Consider the following 21766-nt stretch of genomic DNA (forward strand, 5'->3'; position numbering starts at 1 on the left):
TGAAGGCAGCTCTGCCGGCGCCGTCTCCTTACGCCGGAGATGCTGCCCGCGCCGCTCAGGATACGCCGGAGAAGCTGCCGTCGCCGCCCGCGACGGCTGCCGCGGCGTTCTGGACGCCGCCGTCGGCTTCCATGTAAATTTGCCGAAGCACTTCGATGCCGTCGAACAGGAACCACTCTTCGATAATTTTGCCGGCCTTGATCTTGTAATGGTTGATGCCGAAAATTTCGATCGGCTTGCCGCTCGGCCGCCCGAAGTAGCCCATGCCCTCGTGCGTGCCCTGTACGCGCCAGCGAATCGCAACGTCCCAGTCGGCGTCGGAGCCGCGCCGGTTGCATGTGATGCGCTCGATATGGGTTTTGCCGTTCGGAATCGAGGCGAAGAAGCTGACGAACATCCCTTTGATCTCCGCCATGCCGATCAGATCGCGGTTGCAAACGTAGTGAACGACCGCGTTCGGATCGTAGAACTTGTCCACGAAATTGAACGAGCGCCGCTCCCATACCCGGTTGATCATCTCCAGCAGGAAGTCGCCGATCTCGAAGTGTTCGAACTGCCGGCGGTAGATTTTCGGCGGCAAACCGATTTCGGCCGTCTCGGGGAAGCCGAAATGAAGCGGCGCCGTCAGCGTCCGGGTGCCCTTGGCCAGCCCTTTCGCCACTTCGACCGGATCGAGCCCGAGCTGCTGCACCATATGGAACGTATCCATCACAAGCCATTCTTCGTAAATTTTGTTGTTCAGAATCATGCAGTCGGCCGTCGTGCGGAAGACGACCTTCTTGTTCGTCGCGGGGCCGTACAGGCTGTCGCCGATATTGGTGCCCATCGACTTGCCCCGATGCGAGGTAAAGAAGCCTTCCTCGTCGTTGCCCGACCAGATGACGCTCCAGCCCAGTCCTTTCCGGTCCGGAAACGCATGCAGCGTCTGCAGCGTGCCCGCCACGACCTCGTTGACGCCGTGGCTGTTAAGCAGCCCTTTGTGGACGGAAACGTTGTGGCTGTACGTTTCGTAGATGAGGCCGATGTCTTTTTCCTTCCAGATTTGCCGCGTGATCTTGACGATGTAATCGACGATGTTGTTGTATTCGGGATCGAAGCCCCTCATGCTCTGCTTGCGCTGCAGGCTTCCGGGGAGGTTCAGATAATCGAAATCGTCGTTCGTGTCGATCATGTTGACCTCTTCGGCATCCGCATAAAAAAGATTGCTTTGCTGAACGCGCCGCTTCGTTGCCGCCGGAGCGGATGCGGCCGCCTGCGGCGCGGCCTGAGGCTCGGCCGGGCTCTTGCCGCTTTTCGGCTTATCGGCCGGCGCGCCCGTTGCGCCGTTCGCCGGCTTGCTTCCTTCTTCCGGATTGCCGTTGCTCTTGATTTCCATGAAAATCCACCTTTTCTTGTTTGATTGCGCCCGTTCGCTTTCCTGGCCGCGAACGGACAGGGCCGTGCTCGCGTTTGCTTTCATTATAAAAAAAGCGTCCGGACGTCTAATAGAAACCCGATTGACAGGATCGGTGCACTTCGTTGACGCGCCGCGGGCGTCAAGCCTCGGCCCCGGCGCCTTGTTCGATCCGCGCGTCCCGTTCGGCATAGAACCCGGACAGCGCCGCCCGTTCATACGCGTAAGCGATGCGCAGCGCCGCGTCCTCCCGATGGTGCGCGGCGGCGATCTGCAGGCCGACGGGCAGGCCGTCCTCCGTTAGCCCGCACGGCACCGACAGCGCGGGATGGCCGGTAATGTCGTACAAACAGGTGAACCGGATCATGCACTCGTCCACCGTCTCGACCGAGCCGTCGGGAAACCGCACTTGGCCCTGTCCCAGCCGCGTCGGCGCCGCCGGCATCGTCGGCGTGACGACGGCGTCCACCTGACGGAACAACTCGTCCAAGCCGCGCGTCATTTCGTCGCGTTTCCGCATCGCGTCCATGTAGTCGTGCGCCGTCGCGGCGCGGCTGCGCGCGAACGTTTCCGCGGCGCCGGCGCCGTACAGCGCCAGCGATGACGCGATGCGCTCGCGGTGCACATAGCCGACCTCGGGCGTGGCGATGCCCGTGGCGACGGCAATCGCCTCCTCGGCCAGCGGAAGGTCGACGTCGATCAGCACCGCGCCGAGCTCGGCAAGCGCCGCCAGCGCCGCGTCGAAGCGCTTCTCGACGTCGGTCTCGATACGCCGGGACACGAATTGGCGCGGGACGCCGATTCGCAGGCCGCGGATGTCCTCGCGGCACGCCCAGGCGTACGGCTTGCCCGCCGCCGCCTCGAGCAGCAGCGCGACGTCCTCCACGTTGCGGGCGATCGGCCCGACGTGATCGAGCGTCCACGACAGCGTCGTCACCCCGTCCGTCGGCACCAGCCCGCGCGTCGGCTTGAGGCCGACGACGCCGCAGCAGGCGGACGGCACCCGGATCGAACCCGCCGTGTCCGTGCCGATCGAGCCGAGGCAGAAGCCGGCGGCGACGGAAGCCGCCGAGCCGCTGCTGGAGCCCCCGGCCATAAACCGCGCGTCCCACGGATTGCGCACGTCGCCGTAAAACGGATTGTCGGACGTTATGCCGAAAGCGTACTCGTAAAGATTCGCCTTGCCGACGGTTACGGCCCCGGCTCCGCCGACGCGGTCCACTACGGCCGCATTGCGCCGGGGCACCCGGTCGCGGTCGATTTGCGAGCCGTTCGTCGTCCGGATTCCCCGGGTATCGATATTGTCCTTGTAGGTAACCGGCACGCCGTGCAGCAAGCCGGGGTCCTCGCCCGCGGCAAGCCGCCATCCCGCAATGCCGGCCTGACAGCGCGCCGTCTCCTCGGTCAGGGTAATGATCGACCGAAGGTTTGCGTCCGCGGCCTTGATGCGCGCCAAATACGCCCGGACGATCTCTTCCGGCAAGAACGTCTTGGTCCGGTATCCGTCCAGCAGCGATTTAATGGTCATGTCGAATCGCACGGCATTTCTCTCCCTTTTCCCTTTCGGGCTCTTCAAATCCTCGGTTCCTCGGCGTTAATCGCAACGGGCGCGGCGCCGCGCCGGTACAGCGCGCCGGCCAGCGCCGCGCCGATCGCGGACAGCGCCCCCCAGACGGCGAAGCCCGCCGCCTCCGAAACGCCGTCGACCAGCAGGCCGAGCAGCAGCGGCCCGACGAACATGCCGAGCGAGTACAGGCTTTGGAAGAAGCCCATGCGCGTCGTCTTCTCGTGCGGCCGCGTCCGCTCCAGCACGATCGACATGAGAAACGTGAACGCCATCCCGTACGCGATGCCGGCCGCCGCCTGCAGCGCAAACAGCGCGGGCAGTCCGCCGGCGGCCGGCATCAGCACAATGGCCAGCCCCTGCGCGGCAAAGCCGAGCACCCCCGTTCGGACGAGACCGAGACGGCGGTACAGCCAGGGGCACAGCGCCGTCGAGAGGCCGAACATCATGAGATGCGTGTTGGCCAGCCAGCTGACGGCGATCGGTCCCGCGCCGAGCTGCTGCGCCATGAGCGGCGTAAAGGTGTCGCGCGTGCCGTACATCGTCATTTGGATCAGCGCCCCGAGCAGCGAGATGGCCCACAGGCGCTTGTCCGACAGCTGGGAGGTCAGCGTGCGCCGGGTGAACGTCGGCTCGCCGGTCCGCGCCGGGGGCTGTCCTTCCTTCAGGAAGAACGTCAGCGCCAACGCCAGCAGGGCGGCCAGTACCGCCACGGAGAAGCCGGCCGAATAGCCGTACGCGTGAATGACCAGCCCGCCGATCGTCGAGCCGGCCAACGAGCCGAGCGGCGAAGCCGCCGAAATGAAGGCCATCGCCTTCGCGCCGTCCCGGTCCGGAAACAAGGACGGGAACATGACCGTAAAAATCACCCACGTCGAGCCGGCCAGCCCGTTGCTCAGCTTGCCGAGAAACAGCGTTCCGGCGCCCGGCGCCAGGAAGGCGGCGGTCCAGCAGACGATCGTCAGCGCGAAGCCCGCCTGGATGAATAGCTTGCGTCTGGACAGCATGCCCGACAAAATGCCCAGCGGCAGCCGCGCGAACATCGAGGCGAGCCCCGTAACGCCGACCATGCTGCCGATGAGCGCCGGCCCGACCCCCAGCTCCGCCGCATACGACGACACGAACGGGTCGAAAGCCGTAATGCTCACAAAGAACAGCACGCTAATCGCAAAAAACAACCCCGCTTCCGCGGCCCAACTCCGATTTGCCATCTTCGTTCCTTTCCGCTTTTTCCCTCAAGAGCCGCACGCCTGCCTGGCAGCGGCCGCGAACGAGCGGAACTCGCTCGGCGTCACGCCCTCGGCCCGTTTGAATACCTTGATGAAATATTTATCGTTCTGATAGCCGACGAAATCGGCGATCTCGTAAATTTTCAGATGCGGATTTTCCAGCAGCTCCTTCGCTTTCTCGATGCGTACCTGGGTCACGTAGTCGGTAATGGTGACGCCGAACTCCTGCTTGAACTTACGGGAAATATACTCGCGGCTGAGAAAAAAACGGTCCGATATTTCCTGCAGCGTCACTTCGCGCTTGTAGTTTTGCCGCAAAAAAAGCGCGATTTCCCGGATGCTGTTTTTTTCCTTCCGGTATTTCAAGCCGTGCAGCAGCCCGATCAGCGAGTGGAACTGCCCGCGTTTTTCGTCGCGGAACCGGCGGAAGGAGAAGCGCCCGTCCTCCTCCCAATAGCCGTCGCCCCGATGCAGGCTTCCGCCGTCGCGGATGTCGTATTCCTGCAGCCAGTTCGCCTGCAGCAGCCCGTACTGGCTCTCCCAGTTGTGCAGTTGCTCCAGCGTCATGCCTCCGGAGGCTTGCAGCGTCTCGAAAATCCCGTCGAGCAGCCGGTCGACGCTTTCCGTGCTGCCGCTTTGGATCGCCCATCTCAGCTCCTGCGCGTAATTGAGCAGATGCAGGACGGCGCGCGGCTTCACTTCCTCGAACCGGACGGGCTGCCGCTCCCGCGGCGCTTCCTCCAAATCGCACTTTATCAGCGTGTACCGCGCCGACTCGTACGCGTCCGCGACCTGACGCGCCTCCTTGCCGGCGGCGACGATCGGCTGCATCCGGACTTCCTGGCGCACCGCCCCCAGAAGATGCCTGGCGAGCGCCTCCTCGTCCTGGAGATTCCAGACGAGCATCGCCAGCTCGTCGCGCTTGTCCAGATTGCGAAAGGCGATGCCGCTCCCGCTCGTTCGCAATACGCCGTTTACGACCGGCAGCAGCGCCGAAAACGCGACTTCCGTGTTGCCGCCGTATTTGACGGCGGCGAAGGCGTGAACGGGCATCAGCCAAATTTTGAACAAGGTGCGGCCTGCGGCCACCCCGAACTCCCGCTCGAGCTGTCCGGCCGCGTCCGGCGCCGGGGCTCTGCTCAGCATGCTCGACAGCAGACGGTCCCAATACAGCGGCTTTGCCTCGCTGGCGACCCGGTCGTTTTCCAGGGCCGACTTCCGGTTAAGCGCCTCGCGCTTCCATTCCTCCACGGCCCGCTCCAGCGTTTCGTTCAACAGAGCCGGTTCGATCGGCTTCAGAATATAATCGAAACTTCCGTAGAAGATCGCGCTCCGCATATAATGGAAATCGTCGTAGGCGCTGATGACGATGGTTTTGCAGTCGCCGGCGTGGCGCTGCAGCCATTCCAGCACCTTGATGCCGTCCATCGTCGGCATATTCATGTCCGTAAAGACGATTTCGGGCCGGTGCCGCTCGATCAGCCGCACGGCCTCCTCGCCGTCCCGGGCCTCGAGCACCTCGTCGATGCCGAAGCGTTCCCACTGGGCCAGCATGCGCAAAACGTCGCGAACATGCTTTTCGTCGTCGATGATGATGGCCTTCATCCTTCTCCACCCTCCGTTTCGAATTCGGCGGGAAGCCGAATTTCGACCTGCATTCCGCCCTCCGGACGATTGTCGAGCGTCAGGCTGGCCTGCGGACCGTAATAAAACCGCAACCGGAAATAAACGCTTCGCAAACCGATGTTCGTCTCCGCCTTCGAACCGTTGGACTGCTCCTCGAGAAACCGCTTGTACAGCTCGTCCCGGCGGCCCGGATCGATGCCCCGCCCGTTGTCGATGACCCGCACGACCAATTGCTCCCCTTCGCGCCGGCCTTCGACGCGAAGCATGCCGATCTCGCCGGACCCGGCCTCCATCCCGTGCTTGAAGTAGTTCTCGATGACCGGCTGCAGCAGCATCTTCGGCACGACGGCGTTCATCAGCCCGCCGTCCACGTCGATGCCGTATTCGAACTCGTCGCAGTATCGTTCCTTGTAAAGCTGCAGATAGGCATCCGCGATGTTGACCTCCCGGATGAGCGGCACTTTGTCCTCGTCCGTATTCATGCTGTACCGCATGATTTTGGACAGATTCGTGAGCAGCCCGTACACCTGCGCGCCCCGGTTCTTGAGAGCGAGCGACCCGATCGACTGCAGGGCGTTGTGCAGAAAATGCGGATTGATCTGCGATTGCAGCACTTTCAGCTGATTGGTTTTGTTCTCGATTTCCAGCTTGTACTCCCGTTCGATCAACCGGTTGAGGCGTTCGACCATCTTTCGGAAACTTTCGCCGAGCACGCCGATTTCATCGCGGCCAAGCGACTGGAAGCCGACCTGCATCTTGCCCTTCTCGACCCGGCGAATATTTTCCACGAGAATGCGCAGGGGCGAGGTGATGCGGAAGGAAAACAGCACGGCGGCGACGACGGCGAGACTGATGCCGAAGATGCCGAACGCGATGTTGATTTGCGTGATTTCGTAACCGCGCTCGAACAGGTTCTCGAAAGGGATGCTCTTCATCAGAATCCAGCCGCCGTCCGACATGGCGGTCCGGTTGTAGATGACGATGCCCCGGAAGTCTTCGCTGTTCCACTCCAGCGTTCCGCTTTCGCGTCCGGAGTCGCGCACCCGTTCGATCAGCTCCGGATCTTCGCTCCCGAAGCTTGAGCTGAAGACGGGCTCGCCTTCCGCCGTCAAAATGGACAAGTTCTCCTTGCCGCGCATATACAGCTTTTCGCCGATTTCGGCCACTTGGTCGGGCGAGACGACGAGGGTGAAGTAAGCCAGAGTAGCTTTGGAAGGAACGTCGGTCAGCGAGCGCAGGATCGTGAAGGTGTTGCCCGCAGCGGCGCCTTTTTCGTTCGCTTCCCGCACCGTCTCGATATAAAAGTAGTTGGAGCTGCGATCCGCCTTGGCGTAGTCGGCCAGCTCCTCCTCCGAGATGTCGGTAAAGCCGACCTGGCTCTTGGAAACGAGAATGTTGCGGTTTTCCTTGAGCAGCGCGATGCTGACGCGGCGGATATGCTCGTTCGCGTACAGCAACTGCGTCAATTCGTCCCGCATCGTCCAGAACGTTTCGTAGTCGCGTTGACCCGCCGAGCGTAAATACGAGAGAAGATTCGGGTTGCTGTAAACCGACAAGGTGATGTCCAGCAGCTCGTCCATGTAGCTTTCCAGGTACACTTTGCCCAGATCCAGCAGGTTGACGTTTTCCTGCACAAACTGGTCCTTCAACGAATCGCGGGTATAAAAATAGGTGAACACCACCGAAGAAGCGAACGGCAGCACGCTGATGGCCAGCAGCAGGATGACCAATTTGTTTCTCAAGCTTGTTCGGATCAACCGCGATGCCCCCATTCCTGCGATTCGGATTGCCATTGGCGGAAAACCGGCGCTCTCCAACCCGCAACCCGCGTGCCCGACACCGGCCGGAAACGGGTCAAGGTCAAGCGCGCCAGGTGGTCGAAGAAGGAATGCCCGTCACCCGAACATTCCTTCCCTTGTCTATGCCAGTTTTTATTTCAATTTGTTCCATGACGCTTGCATTTGGTTCAGCACTTGGTCCCATCCGATTTGACCGGCCGAATATTGCTGCATCGACGAAGCGAATTCTTTGTTGGCGCCGTCCGGCCAGCTCGTCCAAATCATCGGAATCGTCTTTCCTTCTTTGGAATAGGCGACGATGTCCTGGCTCGTTTGCGACAGCTTGTCCGTCGCAATGTTGTCGAAGGCCGGAATGAAGCCGAACTCTTCGGTCATGTAGCGTTGTCCCGCTTCGGAGGATACCATCCAGTTCAAGAACGTTTTGGCCGCTTCGAGGTTAGGCGAATTTTTGTTGACGGCCCAGTTGTTCGGCACCCCTGCCACGATTTTGCCGGAAGCGTCGCCGTCGTTGATCGGCATCGGCAGAATGCCCATGTTCAGATCGGGATTGATTTCGTACACCATGCTCTCCACCCAGTTGCCCTGCTGCAGCATCGCCGCCTGGCCGGAGGCGAACAGCGTCACTTGCGTATTGTAGTCGGTGGTCAGCGGGTTGTCGTTGCCGTACTGAATCGTCGTATCCATCAGGCCCTGAAGCTCTTTCAACAAAGCGTTGTCCGGAATCGTCGCGGCGCCGGAGTTCACTTGTTCGATGAAGCCGGCCGGATCCTCCTGATAGCCGAACGCGACGTTCGTGAAGTGGCTGCCGATAATCCACCATTCCGCAAACCCGTTCGCGAACGGCGTGATGCCGGCGTCCTGCAGCTTTTGCGCGGCGGCCTTCAGCTCCGTCAGCGTCGTCGGCAGTTCGACGATGCCCGCTTGCTCGAACAGGTCTTTATTGTAGAGATAACCGTAACCTTCCATATTCATCGGCATGCCGTAAAGCTTGCCGTCCGTATCGGTCATGCCGTCTCCGGTGCCTTCCAGCAAGTGGCCGACCCAGGGCTCTCCGGACAGATCGGCCAGATGCTCCTTCCACAGCTGCATTTCGCTTACGCCGCCGTTGTTAAAGATGTCCGGGCCTTCGCCGGCCGCGAATCTCGCTTTCAGCGCGTCCATATAACCGGTGCCGCCGCCTACCGTCTCGGCTTTCACCTTGATGTTCGGATACTCTTTTTCGAATTCTTCGATCATCGCGTCGAACTGGTCGGCGATTTCCACTTTCAACTGAAAAACGCTGATCGTCACCGGATCGCCGCCGGACGACGCTTCCGCTCCTGCCGAACTCGCCGCCGAACCGCTCGGCGCCGCATTGCCCGAACCGCCGTTCGAACTTCCGCATGCCGATACGACGAGCGCTAACGCCAACATTGAAATGCCCAACATCCATTTTCGCTTCATCAAGTCCATGCCCTCCTGATCATTCTATTTTATATCATTCGACCGGCCATTGGCGGCCCATCGAAGAGATATCGAGCCTCCACTATTTGACAGACCCCGCCGCAATGCCTTTGATAATATGTTTTTGCAGCAAAAGGAAGAAGACGACGATCGGCAGCGTGCCGATCACAAGGCCGGACAAGCCCAAATCCCACTGTTTGTTGTACTGGGCGAACAGGGCGCTCATGGCGACCGGAATGGTTCGAAGCTCCGCTTCCTGCAGCATGAGTCTGGGCAGCAGGTAATCGTTCCAGATCCAAAGCGTGTTCAGAATGACGACCGTCACCGTAATCGGCTTCAGCAGCGGGAAGACCATGCGCCAGAAGATGCCGAACGGGTTGCAGCCGTCGATGCTGGCGGATTCCTCCACTTCCTTCGGCACCGACTTGATGAAGCCGTGGTACAGAAACAAGGTCATCGAAACGCCGAAGCCGAAATAGATGAATACCAGCCCCGGTATGCTGTTCACCAGACCTAGCGAGGCGCTGAGCTTGACCAGCGGAATCATGACCGTCTGAAACGGAATGACCATCGCCGCCACGAACAAGCCGAACAGGATTTGGCTCAGTTTGCCCGGCGTCCGCACGAGCATCCAGGCCGCCATCGAGCTGATGACCACCAGCCCGGCGGTGCCGAACACCGTCACGAGCAGCGAATTCAGGAACGCCTTGGGAAAATCGAGCAGCTCCCATACGCGCCCGAAGTTTTTGAAAATCACTTCTTCCGGAAGCGATGCCGCGTCAAGCAAAATGTTCGCGTTTCCCTTGACCGAATTGATCAGCACGAAGTAGAACGGCACGAGAAACAGAAGTCCCAGCGCAATCGCCACGATTTCCAACGCAAGGGTACGAACGGTGTATTTCGAATCCATTTACGCCTCCACCTCCCGTCTCTTGGTCAGCATAACCTGCCCCATCGTGACAAGCGCCACGATCGCGAAAAATACGAGCGACTTCGCCGAGCCGATGCCGTAGTTGTTGTTCGTGAACGCTTCGGCGTAAATGTTCATCGCCACCGACTCCGTCGAATTGAACGGGCCGCCGCCCGTCAGCGAGTAGTTCAAATCGTAGATTTTGAAGGCGTGCGACAGCGAAAGGAACAAGCAGATCGTAAAGGCCGGCGCGATGAGCGGAATGACGATTTTCCGCAATGCCATCCATCTGCTCGCGCCGTCGATCCGGGACGCCTCCAGGACCGATTGGTCTACGCCCTGCAGCGCCGCGATGTAGATGATCATCAGATAGCCGCTCTGCTGCCAGGCAAACACGATGACGATCCCCCAGAAGGCGGTGTTCGCGTCGCCCAGCCACGGGAGCTGGAAGAACGAAAGCTGCGACCATTCGCCGACCGCGGCAAACCCTTTGATGAAGATGAACTGCCAGATAAAGCCGAGCAGCAAGCCGCCGATCATGTTGGGCATGAAAAAGACGGTTCGCAGCACGTTTTTGGACTTGAGCGCTCCGTTCAGCATCAGCGCCAGGCCGAAGCCGATCAGATTGCTCAGCGCGACGGCGACGATCGTAAACTTCAGCGTAAACAGAAACGAACGGACGAATTTGTCGTCTTCCGTGAAAATGCGCGCGAAGTTGTCGAGCCCGACCCACTCCACCGCAGAGCTGACGCCGTTCCATGAGGTAAAGGAATAGTAAATTCCCATGATAAACGGAATGATCTGAATGCACAGAAAGGTCAGCAATGCCGGTCCGACGAATGCCGCAAAGATCAGACCCTTGCTCAGCTTCGTCCTGCGGGCGGTCTCGTTTTGCTTTGTTTCCGCAACCGCGTTCATGTGGCTCCCTCCCTGCTTAATGTAAAGTTTTTTCCCCTGTTGGTATTATAGGTTTGAACGGAAAGCGCGTACATCAACGCGATTGACCATATCGGTGCACTGGAGTGACCATTAGTGTTATGTAATATTACATTTGTAAAAATAGAGCTTATCGTCCGCGAAATCTACGATATCCCGATAGCAAAAAAAGAAGCCGATTCCCTCGTCCCATGGACGGAGAATCGGCCCGGCTCGCGGCCCGCGGCTTAAAACTTCGTTTCGTCCGCCACCGCTTCCGGCTTGGCGTCAAGCTCGCCGGTCAAGCGAATGTTCGCCGAACGCAGATGCCCGATCAACCCTTCGCGGTACGACTGCCGCACGCAGTGCGGAGCCAGCCGCTCGACGCCCGCCCGTTCGACGTGCTGGTACGTGACCACCTTCAGGAATGTTCCGACCCAAACGCCGCCGGTATATTTCGCCGCGCGGTTCGTCGGCAGAATGTGGTTGGTGCCGCACACCTTGTCCGAGAAGACAACCGTGGAGTCTTCGCCAAGAAACAGCGAGCCGTAGTTGGTGAATTTATCGCGATGCGCATAAGCGTCCTTGATCTGCACGTGCAAATGCTCGGAAGCCAGGTCGTTCGCCGTCTCGATCGCTTCTTCCAGCGTGTCGGCCAAGATGATGCGGCCGCGTTTCTCCCACGAGGCGCGCGCGGTCGCCGCCGTCGGCAGCGTCTGCAGCTGCTTCTCGATTTCCTCCATAACGGCCAGCGCCAGCGGGCGGCTCGTCGAAACGAGGATCGCCTGCGTGTGCACGTCATGCTCCGATTGGGCCAGCAGGTCGGATGCCACGTACGCCGGTTTGGCCGTCTCGTCGGCGACGACGAGCACTTCGCTCGGGCCGGCCAGCAGGTCGATGCCCACGACGCCGTGCACCTGGCGCTTCGCTTCGGTGACGAAGCGGTTGCCCGGGCCGGTGATCTTGTGAACCGGGCGGATGCTTTCGGTGCCGTAGGCGAGCGCGGCGATCGCCTGCGCGCCGCCGACGGCGAAGATTTCGTCCGCGCCGGACAGATGCGCGGCGACCAGCACGGCCGGATGGATGCGGCCTTCCTTGGTCGGCGGCGTGCACACGCGGACTTGCGGCACGCCCGCCACCTTCGCCGGAATAATCGCCATTTGCGCCGAAGACAGCAGCGGGTAGCGCCCGCCAGGCACGTACGCGCCGACCGCTTCGATCGGGATGACGCGCTGGCCGAGGAAGACGCCCGGGATCATCTCCTGTTCGAACTCGGTCAGCGTGCGGCGCTGCGCTTCGGCAAACGCTTTAATCCGTTCGATGGAGAACGCCATGTCCTCCAGAAGGGTAGCGGGAAGCTGTTTTTTCGCCGCTTCGATATCCGCTTCCGTCGCCTTCAGCCGGTCCAGTTCGACGCCGTCGAACTGCTTCAGAAAATCTTTCAGCGCCGCGTCTCCCTCGTTGCGCACGCGCTCGATGATGGAAGCGACCGTGCTTTCCAGTTGGCCTTTTTCCGTTTGCGTCATCGGTTCCTGGTCTTTCAAAATTTCGATCATGTCGTCGGTCCCTCTTTCCGTTAGCCCTGCCGTTTGGCGGCTTGCGATTACTTTCCATTATAGAAAAGGCCCGATGACGAAAACAGCAACGCGATTGACGGAATGGGTGCACTGGGTTGATTGATGTCATTTTAAATGACATTTGGATCCTCCCGCCTCCCCCGGCCCGGTTCCTGCTTCAATTAAAAACGAATGACCATCCTCCGCCCAAAGCTTCTAAACCGCAAAAAAAAGCCCGCTCCGCATGGAGCGAGCCGACGCGATTTGCGCCTTTCGATCAGCCGATCGCCGCGCTGACCTCGTCGACCATGGCGCCGACGGAAACGAGGCCGCCGCCGGACAGGTACCAGTAGTTCGGATCGAGGTACACGATATGGCCGTCCTTGTAGGCGTTCGTGCCCTTGACGAGATCGTTCTCGATGGACTCCTTGGCCGGGGAAACCTCTCCGCCTTCCGAGGCGACGACCGCGCTGCGGTCGACGACGAACAGGTAGTCCGGATTTTTCTCGGCGACGTATTCGAACGTGACTTTTTGGCCGTGCGTCGAAACCTCGATGTTTTCGTCCGCTTGGGCGAAGCCGAAGACGTCGTGGATCAAGCCGAAACGGGAGCCGGAGCCGTACGCGCTGATCGAACCTTCGTTGTGGAGAATGATCAGCGCTTTTTTGCCTTCCGCCGTCACCTTTTCATGGATTTCCTTCACTTTCGCATCGAGCGCGGCCAGCTCGGCGCTCACTTCGTCGGACTTGTTGAACACCTGGCCGATCGCGGTCATGTTGGAAATCACGGACTCTCTGTACTTGGCCGTATCCAGCGTCAGATTGAGCGTCGGAGCGATTTTGACGAATTCCTCGTAGGAGCTTGCCTGGCGTCCCGAAATGATGATCAGGTCCGGCTGAATTTCCGCGATTTTCTCGAAATCCGGTTCGGTCAGGCCGCCGACGTTCGCATACTTGGCATCTTCGTATTTGCTCAAATAAGCCGGCAGGTTGTTTTGCGGGACGCCCGCGACTTCGACGCCCAGCTTGTCGAGCGAATCCAGAATGCCCATATCGAACACGACGACTTTAGTCGGGTTGGTTTTCACCGTCGTTTCCCCGGAAGCGTGCGTGATCGTCACTTCCGCCGGCGCGGCCGAATCGCTCGGAGACGCGGACGGACTGGCGCTCGCGGAAGCCGAAGCGCTCGGAGAAGCGGACGGAGACGCGCCCGCGTTGCTGTTGCCGTTGCCCGAACCGCACGCGGCGACAACGACCATAATCAAACTCAACATCAGGACGGAAACTGCTTTTTTCATTATTTGCACCCCTTGAAATGATTTTATAATGACGCCTTGCGGCGCAATTAACGATGTTCGCCGACGAGTTAAGTGAAGTACACGCAAATTTTGTTGCCGTTGATCGGCCGGATATCCATCTCCATGTCGTAAATGTCCCGGAGCACGTCCGTTTCGATGATGTCGTCGGTCGGCCCCTGCTTGACCAGCTTGCCCTGCTTCAGCGCCACGATGGCGTCGGAATAGCAGGACGCGAAGTTGATATCGTGGATGACGATGACGATCGTCTTGTCGAGCTCCCCCGCGAGCTTGCGGAGCGTTTTCATGATTTGCACGGAATGCTTCATGTCCAGGTTGTTCAGCGGCTCGTCGAGCAAAATATACTCGGTGTTCTGCGCGATGACCATCGCAATGTACGCGCGCTGGTTTTGTCCGCCGCTCAGCTCGTCAAGATGCTTGTGCTGCATCTCCTCGAGATCCATATACCGGATCGCCTCGTCGACAAACTGCCAATCCTCCTTGGTCAGCCGCCCCTGGGAATAGGGAAACCTTCCGAACGAAACGAGCTCGCGAACCGTCAGCCGCAAATTGATATGGTTGGATTGCTTGAGGATGGATACTTTTTTCGCCAGTTCGTTCGTCTTCCAGGCGCCGATTTCTTTGCCGTCGATCCAGATTTCCCCCTGATCCTTCGGGATCAGCCGGCTGATCATCGAGAGCAGCGTGCTTTTGCCCGCTCCGTTCGGCCCGATGAACGAGGTCACCTTGCCTTTTTCGATCGTGACGGACACGTCCTCGACGACTTTTTTGCCGCCGTAGCTTTTCGATACGCCTTTCACCTCTACCACGACTTGTTCTCCTTTAGCAGCAAATATAAGAAATACGTTCCGCCGATAAAATTGAGGATCACGCTAAGCGGCGTAGAGAAAGCGAAAATCCGCTCCACGATCGTCTGTCCCCCGACAAGCGCTAGGACGCAGATCATAATCGAGCCGCCGATCAGGTAGCTGTGCCTGTACGTTTTGAACATCGCGTGGGCCAGGTTGACGACGAGGAGGCCGAGAAACGCGATTGGTCCGACAAGCGCCGTGGAAATCGAGACGAGCACCGCCACGACGACGAGCAGCCGCTTGACCACCCCGTCATAGTCGACGCCCAGATTGACCGCATGATCGCGTCCGAGGGCGAGAACGTTCAAATACTTGACGAACCGCAGGAAGTAAGCCGTAACGAGCAGCAGCGCGACGACGGAAATCAGCAAAATATCCGTGTTGACGCGGTTGAAGCTGGCGAACATTTTCCCTTGGACGACCTGAAACTCGTTCGGATCGATCAGCACTTCCATGAACGTCGACATGCTCTGAAACATCGTGCCGATGACGAGCCCGATCAGCAGCAGGAAAAACAGGTTTTGCTGCCCGCGTTTGAACACGAACAGAAACAGGAGCAGGGAAAAACCGATCATCAAAGCCCCGGACAACAAAAAGTTGTAATTCCCGTTCGCAATGACGACGGAGTTCGAGCCGAAAAAATAGACGACGGCCGTCTGCATCAGCATGTACAGCGAATCGAGCCCCAAAATGCTCGGCGTCAAAATCCGGTTATTCGTAATCGTCTGAAACACGACGGTCGAGAACGCGACGGCGATTCCCGTAATGATAAACGCGGCGATCTTCATCGCTCTTCGCGGAATGGCGTAATCCCAGTTGCCGACGTCCGCGAACATGAAAACGCCGAGAAACGCAAGCGACAGCGCGACGAGGATGCCGATCTTGATGCGGTTATCCATGGGCTCGACGACTCCTCACCAGCAAATAAAGAAAGATGACGCTGCCGATGACTCCGACGGTCAGGCTGATCGATATCTCGTACGGATATATGATCAGCCGCCCGATAATGTCGCAAGCGAGCACGAACACGGCCCCGAGCAGCGCGGTGTGGGACAGCGTATTTTTCAAATGATCCCCTTGGTACAGGCTGACGATGTTCGGAATGATCAAGCCCAAAAAAGGAATCGTCCCCACCGTCAAAATGACGGCCGCGCTGGACATCGCGACGATCGCGAGACCGATGTTGACCACTCTCCGGTAGTTAAGGCCGAGGTTGACGGAGAAGTCCTCCCCCATGCCCGCCACGGTGAACTTGTTCGCGTACAGGTACGCCAGCACCATGAGCGGCACGCTGACGTACATCAGTTCGTAGCGGCCCTTCAGGATGCCGGAGAAATCCCCCTGCAGCCACGAAGACATGTTCTGGACGAGATCGTACCGGTAAGCGAAAAAGGTCGCGATCGAACTGATGACGTTGCCGACCATCAGGCCGACGAGCGGAATAAAGACGGAATCCCGGAACTTGATTTTCTCCAGAATTTTCATAAAAACAAGCGTTCCGGCCAACGCGAACAAGAAAGCGATCGCCATCTTCACCATCGGATGGGCCGCCGTGAACAGCATCATCGATACGAGAATGCCGAGCTTGGCGGAGTCCATCGTACCGGCCGTCGTCGGCGAAACGAACTTGTTGCGCGTAAGCTGCTGCATGATCAATCCGCATATGCTCATGCTTGCGCCGGCGATCAGGATGCTGACTAACCGGGGAATCCGGCTGACCCAGAGCACCTGCGCCTTCTCGTCCGTCAGATCGAACAAATCCAGCGGGTTGAGATCTTTTACTCCGATAAAGATGGAAACAAACGAAAGCGCGATTAACGCTAAAACCAGATAAATACGTTTCATTTCCGAACCGTTCTCTTCCTGCCCTGGAAAGATCCACGGCGCAGTTTAAGTAAAGATGATAATCATTATCACTTTTTCATCCAATGAGAACGATTATCGGCGATTTTGGAACATTTGTCAATCGCGTTCAAACTTTTGTCACGATTATTCCGGTCATCCGTCCCTGGCTGGATTCGAAGTTGGCTTAAAACGAAATCGCTCCGACGGAATGCAGAAACACGAGAAGAATCAGGACAGGGCCGACGATCCGCAGCAAAAACATCCATGCACGATACCAGAACCCCGTCAGCCCTGCCTCCTCCCCCGCCCGCTTCCAAATGTAACCGGCAAACAGGGTCACCACGAGGCCGCCGATCGGCATCAGCACGTACGACGTCACGAAATCGAACCATTCGAAAATCGTTCTCCCGCCCGGCCGAAACGAACCGAATACGCCTCCGACGGACAAGGCGGAGGGGATCCCGATGATAAAGGACAGCGAAGACACGATTGCCGAAGCTTTTCTCCGGCTCCAATTCCACTGCCTCATCGCGTAGGCAACTGGAACCTCCAAAATCGAAACGGCCGAGGTCAGCGCCGCGATCGCCAGCAGCAGAAAAAACAAGCCCCCGAACAAAAAACCGAACGGCATTCGGGAGAACGCGGCGGGGAGAGCCATAAAGGCGAGTCCCACCCCTTCGTCCGGCTCCAGGCCGAACGAGAACACGGTCGGAAAGATGACGAGGCCCGCAATGAACGCGTAGAGCAAATCCCCGAACCCGATCGCCAGCGTCGCGGCGCCGAGCGACTGCCGCTTGTCGACGTAAGAACCGTAAGTCAGCATGCAGCCCATGCCGAGCGACAGCGAAAAGAAGGCGTGACCGAGCGCGACCAGGGCAGACTCCGCCCCGAGCTTGGCAAAGTCCGGCTTCAGGAAAAATTCAACGCCCTTCCCGGCGCCCGCGAGCGTGACGGAACGGATCATGAGCACGAGCAATATGATCAGGAATCCGGGGATCAGAAATTTATTGAATTTCTCGATGCCGCCGGACACGCCCTTCGCGATGACGCTCCCGCAAATCGCCATGACGGCCGCCTGCCAAAAAATCGGCCAATAGCCGGAAGCGAATGCTTCGAACATGGCTTTGTAATCGTTCCCTTCGCCGAACAAAACGCCCGCAAACGATCCGAACGTGTAGTGAAACGTCCATCCGGCGACGACGCCGTAATAGGACATGATCAAAAAGGCGCAGAGAACGGACAGGAGGCCGAAAAAGCTCCAGTGCGCCTTGCCGGTCAGGTTGTAAAAGGAAGCGGAGGCGTCTCCCCTCCCTCCCCGTCCGATCGTCATTTCGGCGAGCAGGACCGGGAGGCCGATGACGATGAGGCAAACGATAAAAAGGAGAAAAAACGCCGCGCCCCCGTATTTCCCCGTAATATAAGGAAACTTCCACATGTTCCCGAGACCGACCGAGCTTCCGATCGCGGCCAGGATAAAGCCGGCGGCGGTGAAGCGCTCCGCCTTCGGCCGGTCGTCGGGCGGAAGCTGCTGCGATGCCTGCTCGCTCATGAAATAACCCCCAGTAATCGCGGCAACCGAAACTGATCTTCCGCGGGAAATAACTGGAGGTTATCATTTGCCGTTTTACGGCGAAATATGATGGCTTTAGGTTGACCCTGCGTTCTTCGAAAATGACAGGTTGTCTCAAGGCAAGACGTCCCGGGCTATAAACGAAGACCCTTGATTTATCGACGTTTCCGATAAATCAAGGGTCTTCTTCAGTCTCAAATACGTATTGCAAAGGGCGAAACTTAAACCTTGTAAGCCTTCATCGCCTTCAGCACTTCCTTGAACGTCGGGCGCTTGCCGTACATCAGCACGCCGGTGCGGTAGATCTTCGCCGACAGCCAGCCGAACAGACCGATGGAGGCGAGCAGCAACCCGATCGAGACGACGGTTTCCCACCAGAGCGGATCGGACAGGCCGATGCGCAGGAACATGAGGAACGGGGCGAAAAACGGAATGAACGAGCCGACGACGACGATCGTGCTGTCCGGGTTGCTCAACCCGTAGATCGCGATGTAGAAGCCGAGCAGCATCAGCATCGTTACCGGAGTGACGACCTGGTTCATATCCTCCGTGCGGCTCGCCATCGATCCCAGCGCGGCAAACACGGTCGCGAACAGGAAGTAGCCGGCCAGATAGAAGAAGACGGCGAAAACGAGCAGCAGCGGGTCGATCGTGTCGAGACGGATGCCGAACGAGGCGAAGGCGTCCCGGTTTTGCGGAAGAGACAGATTCAGAACGAACACGGCGGCGAGCACGAGCAGCTGAAGGAGTCCGGCTGCGAACGTGCCGATGATTTTGCCGAACATTTGCTTGAGCGGCGATACGCTGGTCACGAGAATTTCCATGACGCGGGAGCTCTTTTCCGCCGTAATTTCGGTTGCGATCATCGTGCCCGTAATCATGATGGCCATAAACAACAGGATGATGATGACGTAAGTAAGTCCGATCGCGGTCGCCTGTTCGTCGGCCGTCTTGCCGCTCCCCCCGTCTCCGCTTACGGAAATTTGCACGGAATCGAGCGTAATCGGCGCAAACAGCTTCGTCTGCTGGGCTTCGGTCAGCCGGGCTTCGGAAATCGCCTGACTCGTTTTGATCGATTGGAGTCCGGCCTCCAATGCCTGCGACGTTTTGGACTCGAGCATTTTTTCCGAGCTGTAGACGACGTCCGGGAAGCCGACTTCCGGATTGTCCCGGAACGTGATATAGCCTTTAATCTCGCCGTCCCGAATCGCCCGCTTGAGCGTTTCGGAATCGGCGGTCTCGGAACCCGCGGAAGGAATAGCTACGAGCGCGGCCCCGGGTTCCTCCTGCTGCGCGAAGAAGTCGTTCAACCCCTGCGTGATCTCGTCGTATTGCCCTTCGATGTATCCGACCTTGGTCGGCTCGCTGTCGCCGGTCAGCTTCTGAATGAAGTAAGGTGCGTTGGCGCCTGCGACAAGCAGCACCGCGATAATGAGCGTCGTAATAATGAAGGATTTGCTGTAAATCTTGTTGCGAATCGTAAATTTCGTAACCGTCCACATGCTATTCATGGCGTTCACCTACCGTTCGGATAAAGATTTCGTTCAGCGTCGGCTCGAGCAGCTCGAAGCGGCGAATCGGTCCTTGCGCGAGGGCATGCTGCAAAATGCGGGAAGCCGCGTCTTCCGACCCGATCTTGATGTCGTAGCCGCCGTTCTCCGTCCGGGCAATGGCCTTCACGCCGGGAATCTCCTCGAGCCCTTCGATCGGACGCTCGGCCGCAAGGGCGACCCGCTCTTGCGGGAACCGGGATTTGATCTCCTTGACGGAGCCCTGCAGCACGGGGTTCGAGCGGTGCATAATCGTAATATTCCGGCATAATTCCTCGACGTGCTCCATCCGGTGCGTCGAAAATAAAATGCTCGTTCCCTCGTCGCGCAGTTCCTTGACCGTCGTCTTGAGCAGCTCCACGTTGACCGGATCCAGGCCGCTGAACGCCTCGTCCATAATGACGATTTTCGGACGGTGGATGACCGCGGCAATGAACTGGATTTTTTGCTGATTGCCTTTGGAAAGCTCCTCGACCTTTTTGTTGTAGTGCTCCGGAATTTCGAACTTGTCCAGCCAGCGCTTCAAATTCGCGTCCGCGTCCTTGCGGGACATGCCGCGAAGCTGGGCCAGATAAGCAATTTGTTCGCTCACCTTGATTTTCGGATACATGCCTCTTTCTTCCGGCAAATAGCCGAGCATGCTGAGCTGTTCCTTGCCGTACGGGCGGCCGAAATAACGGATCTGACCGTCATCCGGCAAAATCAGTCCCAGCACCATTCGCATCGTCGTCGTCTTGCCGGCGCCGTTCGCCCCGAGCAGGCCGTAAATTTCGCCTTCGGCCACCTCGAACCCGAGGCCGTTCACGGCCGTTTTGTCCCCGTAATGCTTGACGACGCGTTCCACCACCAATGGATTCATCGTTTTTGTTCCTCCTCCCGAATTAAACACCCCAAAATGTCTTCCAGCTCCATCCTTTGAACGGATAAAATCGTGCACCCCCGCTCCCGGCAATACGCTTGCGCCTCCTCGGACCGGTCCGATTCGATCCGGAAGATGCCTCCCCCGGACGCTTCCTGCCCGCGGAGCCCCGGAAGGCGCCGCAACCAGTCCGAATCGCCCCTTGCGGCCTCCGGGAGCTGGACAAGCAGCTGTCTCCATTCGTCGAACAGCTGATCCTTCTCGAAGCTTCCGAGCACCTTGCCGCGATACATAAACAGGATGTAGTCGGCCAGGCGCCGAACCTCTTCGGTAATGTGGGTAGCGATGACCAGCGTCCGGTCGCCCTGCTCCATGTAGCGATGCAGCTCGGTCAGCATCGATTTCCAGGCGAAGGGATCGAGCCCCGACGAAGGCTCGTCGAGCAGCAGCAGCTTCGGATTGTGCGCCATCGCGCAGGCAAGCTCCACTTTTCTGCGCATGCCCTTGGAAAGCTTGCGCAGCTTGCCGCGGACGGGCTCCGCGTCGAAGCTTCGGAGCAGCTTGCCGTACCGCCCCCAATCCCATCCGGGGTACCAGTTGGCCGCGAACTTCGCCTTTTCTTCCGGCGTCAGCGGATCCTCGTACGCATGCGGCAGCTCGGCCAAAAATCCGATCTGCTTCTTGAGCTCTTCGTCGCTGCCCTCGGCCAGCGGCTCGCCGAGCAGCCACCCTTCCCCCCGGAAAGGCTCCATGTTCATCAACAGGCGGAACAAGGTGCTCTTGCCCGACCCGTTCGGCCCGACAATCGCCGTGACCAACCCTTTCGGAATGTCGATATCGAGCGGCCCGAGCGCAAAGCCTTCGTTTCGGACCGTTGCGCCCCGCAGCCTGACGGCCGGTTCGGTTTCCGTTAACGCGATCATGGCGGCGCTCCCCCTCCTTCCGGAAAATACTTGCGGACCGTCTCGCGAAAGATCGCCTCCAGTTCCGCCCTGGAACAGCCGTTCTGGATCGCGGCTTCGGCAGCCCGTTCGAGCGCTTCGACGACGCGGTCGAGACGGTGGCCGGCCTTTGCCGCTTCGTCCACCTTGGCGACGAACGTCCCCGTCCCCTGCCTCGTTCGCAAGAGTCCTTCGTTTTCCAAATCCTGATACACCCGGCGGACCGTAATGACGCTGCATTTGAGCGAGGCGGCCAGCTCTCGTATGGAAGGAAGCAAAGCCCCTTCTTCCAACTGCCCGTTCAAAATAAGCCCCCGCAATTGCGTCTCGATCTGATGATACAAAGGTTCGGGACGGTTCTCGTCAATTTGAATCGGAATCCACACAAAGCCACCTCTTT

At 59.0% G+C, this 21766-nt stretch carries 18 protein-coding genes; all 18 read right to left on the reverse strand.

Annotated elements, in window-relative coordinates:
• Nucleotides 1-55: 55 nt before the first annotated feature.
• Complete coding sequence (locus tag B7E11_RS07290) at nt 56-1375, reverse strand: ester cyclase (RefSeq protein WP_080833787.1); 1320 nt, start codon at nt 1373-1375, stop codon at nt 56-58.
• 160 nt (nt 1376-1535) lie between these two features.
• Nucleotides 1536-2933: an amidase gene (locus B7E11_RS07295; protein WP_139787108.1), complete on the reverse strand. Its 1398-nt coding sequence runs from the start codon at nt 2931-2933 to the stop codon at nt 1536-1538.
• 32 nt (nt 2934-2965) lie between these two features.
• A complete protein-coding gene (locus tag B7E11_RS07300; protein WP_080832976.1) occupies nt 2966-4168 on the reverse strand; it encodes an MFS transporter in 1203 nt (400 codons plus the stop codon).
• Between the two features lie 24 nt (nt 4169-4192).
• On the reverse strand, nt 4193-5791 hold the full coding sequence (locus B7E11_RS07305) for a response regulator transcription factor (RefSeq protein WP_080832978.1): 1599 nt from the start codon (nt 5789-5791) through the stop codon (nt 4193-4195).
• The gene (locus tag B7E11_RS07310; protein WP_176220639.1) at nt 5788-7569 is read right to left on the reverse strand and encodes a sensor histidine kinase; all 1782 of its coding nucleotides are present in this window, start codon (nt 7567-7569) and stop codon (nt 5788-5790) included. The genes B7E11_RS07305 and B7E11_RS07310 overlap by 4 nt, the downstream gene beginning before the upstream one ends.
• Nucleotides 7570-7743: 174 nt before the next feature.
• The gene (locus B7E11_RS07315; RefSeq protein WP_080832983.1) at nt 7744-9054 is read right to left on the reverse strand and encodes an ABC transporter substrate-binding protein; all 1311 of its coding nucleotides are present in this window, start codon (nt 9052-9054) and stop codon (nt 7744-7746) included.
• An 82-nt stretch (nt 9055-9136) separates the two neighbouring features.
• Nucleotides 9137-9964 (reverse strand): carbohydrate ABC transporter permease, encoded by an 828-nt coding sequence (locus B7E11_RS07320; protein WP_080832985.1) that lies wholly within the window; start codon nt 9962-9964, stop codon nt 9137-9139.
• On the reverse strand, nt 9965-10882 hold the full coding sequence (locus tag B7E11_RS07325; protein WP_080832988.1) for a carbohydrate ABC transporter permease: 918 nt from the start codon (nt 10880-10882) through the stop codon (nt 9965-9967).
• A gap of 245 nt (nt 10883-11127) precedes the next feature.
• On the reverse strand, nt 11128-12435 hold the full coding sequence (hisD, locus tag B7E11_RS07330) for a histidinol dehydrogenase (protein ID WP_080832991.1): 1308 nt from the start codon (nt 12433-12435) through the stop codon (nt 11128-11130).
• A 277-nt stretch (nt 12436-12712) separates the two neighbouring features.
• Entirely contained in the window at nt 12713-13732 is a 1020-nt protein-coding gene (locus B7E11_RS07335; protein ID WP_080832995.1) for a siderophore ABC transporter substrate-binding protein, read from the reverse strand.
• A 68-nt stretch (nt 13733-13800) separates the two neighbouring features.
• Nucleotides 13801-14559, reverse strand: coding sequence for an iron ABC transporter ATP-binding protein (locus tag B7E11_RS07340; protein WP_080832998.1), 759 nt, complete (start codon nt 14557-14559; stop codon nt 13801-13803).
• Nucleotides 14553-15500, reverse strand: a complete 948-nt coding sequence (locus B7E11_RS07345; RefSeq protein WP_080833001.1) for an iron chelate uptake ABC transporter family permease subunit — start codon at nt 15498-15500, stop codon at nt 14553-14555. The genes B7E11_RS07340 and B7E11_RS07345 overlap by 7 nt, the downstream gene beginning before the upstream one ends.
• Nucleotides 15493-16446, reverse strand: coding sequence for an ABC transporter permease (locus B7E11_RS07350; protein ID WP_080833003.1), 954 nt, complete (start codon nt 16444-16446; stop codon nt 15493-15495). Before B7E11_RS07350 ends, B7E11_RS07345 begins: the two co-directional genes overlap by 8 nt.
• 184 nt (nt 16447-16630) lie before the next feature.
• Nucleotides 16631-17995 (reverse strand): sodium-dependent transporter, encoded by a 1365-nt coding sequence (locus tag B7E11_RS07355; protein WP_080833005.1) that lies wholly within the window; start codon nt 17993-17995, stop codon nt 16631-16633.
• A gap of 242 nt (nt 17996-18237) precedes the next feature.
• The gene (locus B7E11_RS07360; protein WP_080833006.1) at nt 18238-19527 is read right to left on the reverse strand and encodes an ABC transporter permease; all 1290 of its coding nucleotides are present in this window, start codon (nt 19525-19527) and stop codon (nt 18238-18240) included.
• Entirely contained in the window at nt 19520-20425 is a 906-nt protein-coding gene (locus B7E11_RS07365; RefSeq protein ID WP_080833007.1) for an ABC transporter ATP-binding protein, read from the reverse strand. The genes B7E11_RS07360 and B7E11_RS07365 overlap by 8 nt, the downstream gene beginning before the upstream one ends.
• The gene (locus B7E11_RS07370; protein WP_080833010.1) at nt 20422-21348 is read right to left on the reverse strand and encodes an ABC transporter ATP-binding protein; all 927 of its coding nucleotides are present in this window, start codon (nt 21346-21348) and stop codon (nt 20422-20424) included. The genes B7E11_RS07365 and B7E11_RS07370 overlap by 4 nt, the downstream gene beginning before the upstream one ends.
• The gene (locus tag B7E11_RS07375; protein WP_080833012.1) at nt 21345-21752 is read right to left on the reverse strand and encodes a GntR family transcriptional regulator; all 408 of its coding nucleotides are present in this window, start codon (nt 21750-21752) and stop codon (nt 21345-21347) included. The genes B7E11_RS07370 and B7E11_RS07375 overlap by 4 nt, the downstream gene beginning before the upstream one ends.
• Between the last annotated feature and the right edge of the window lie 14 nt (nt 21753-21766).

Source organism: Cohnella massiliensis, assembly GCF_900169535.1.
GTDB lineage: Bacteria > Bacillota > Bacilli > Paenibacillales > Paenibacillaceae > Cohnella > Cohnella algarum.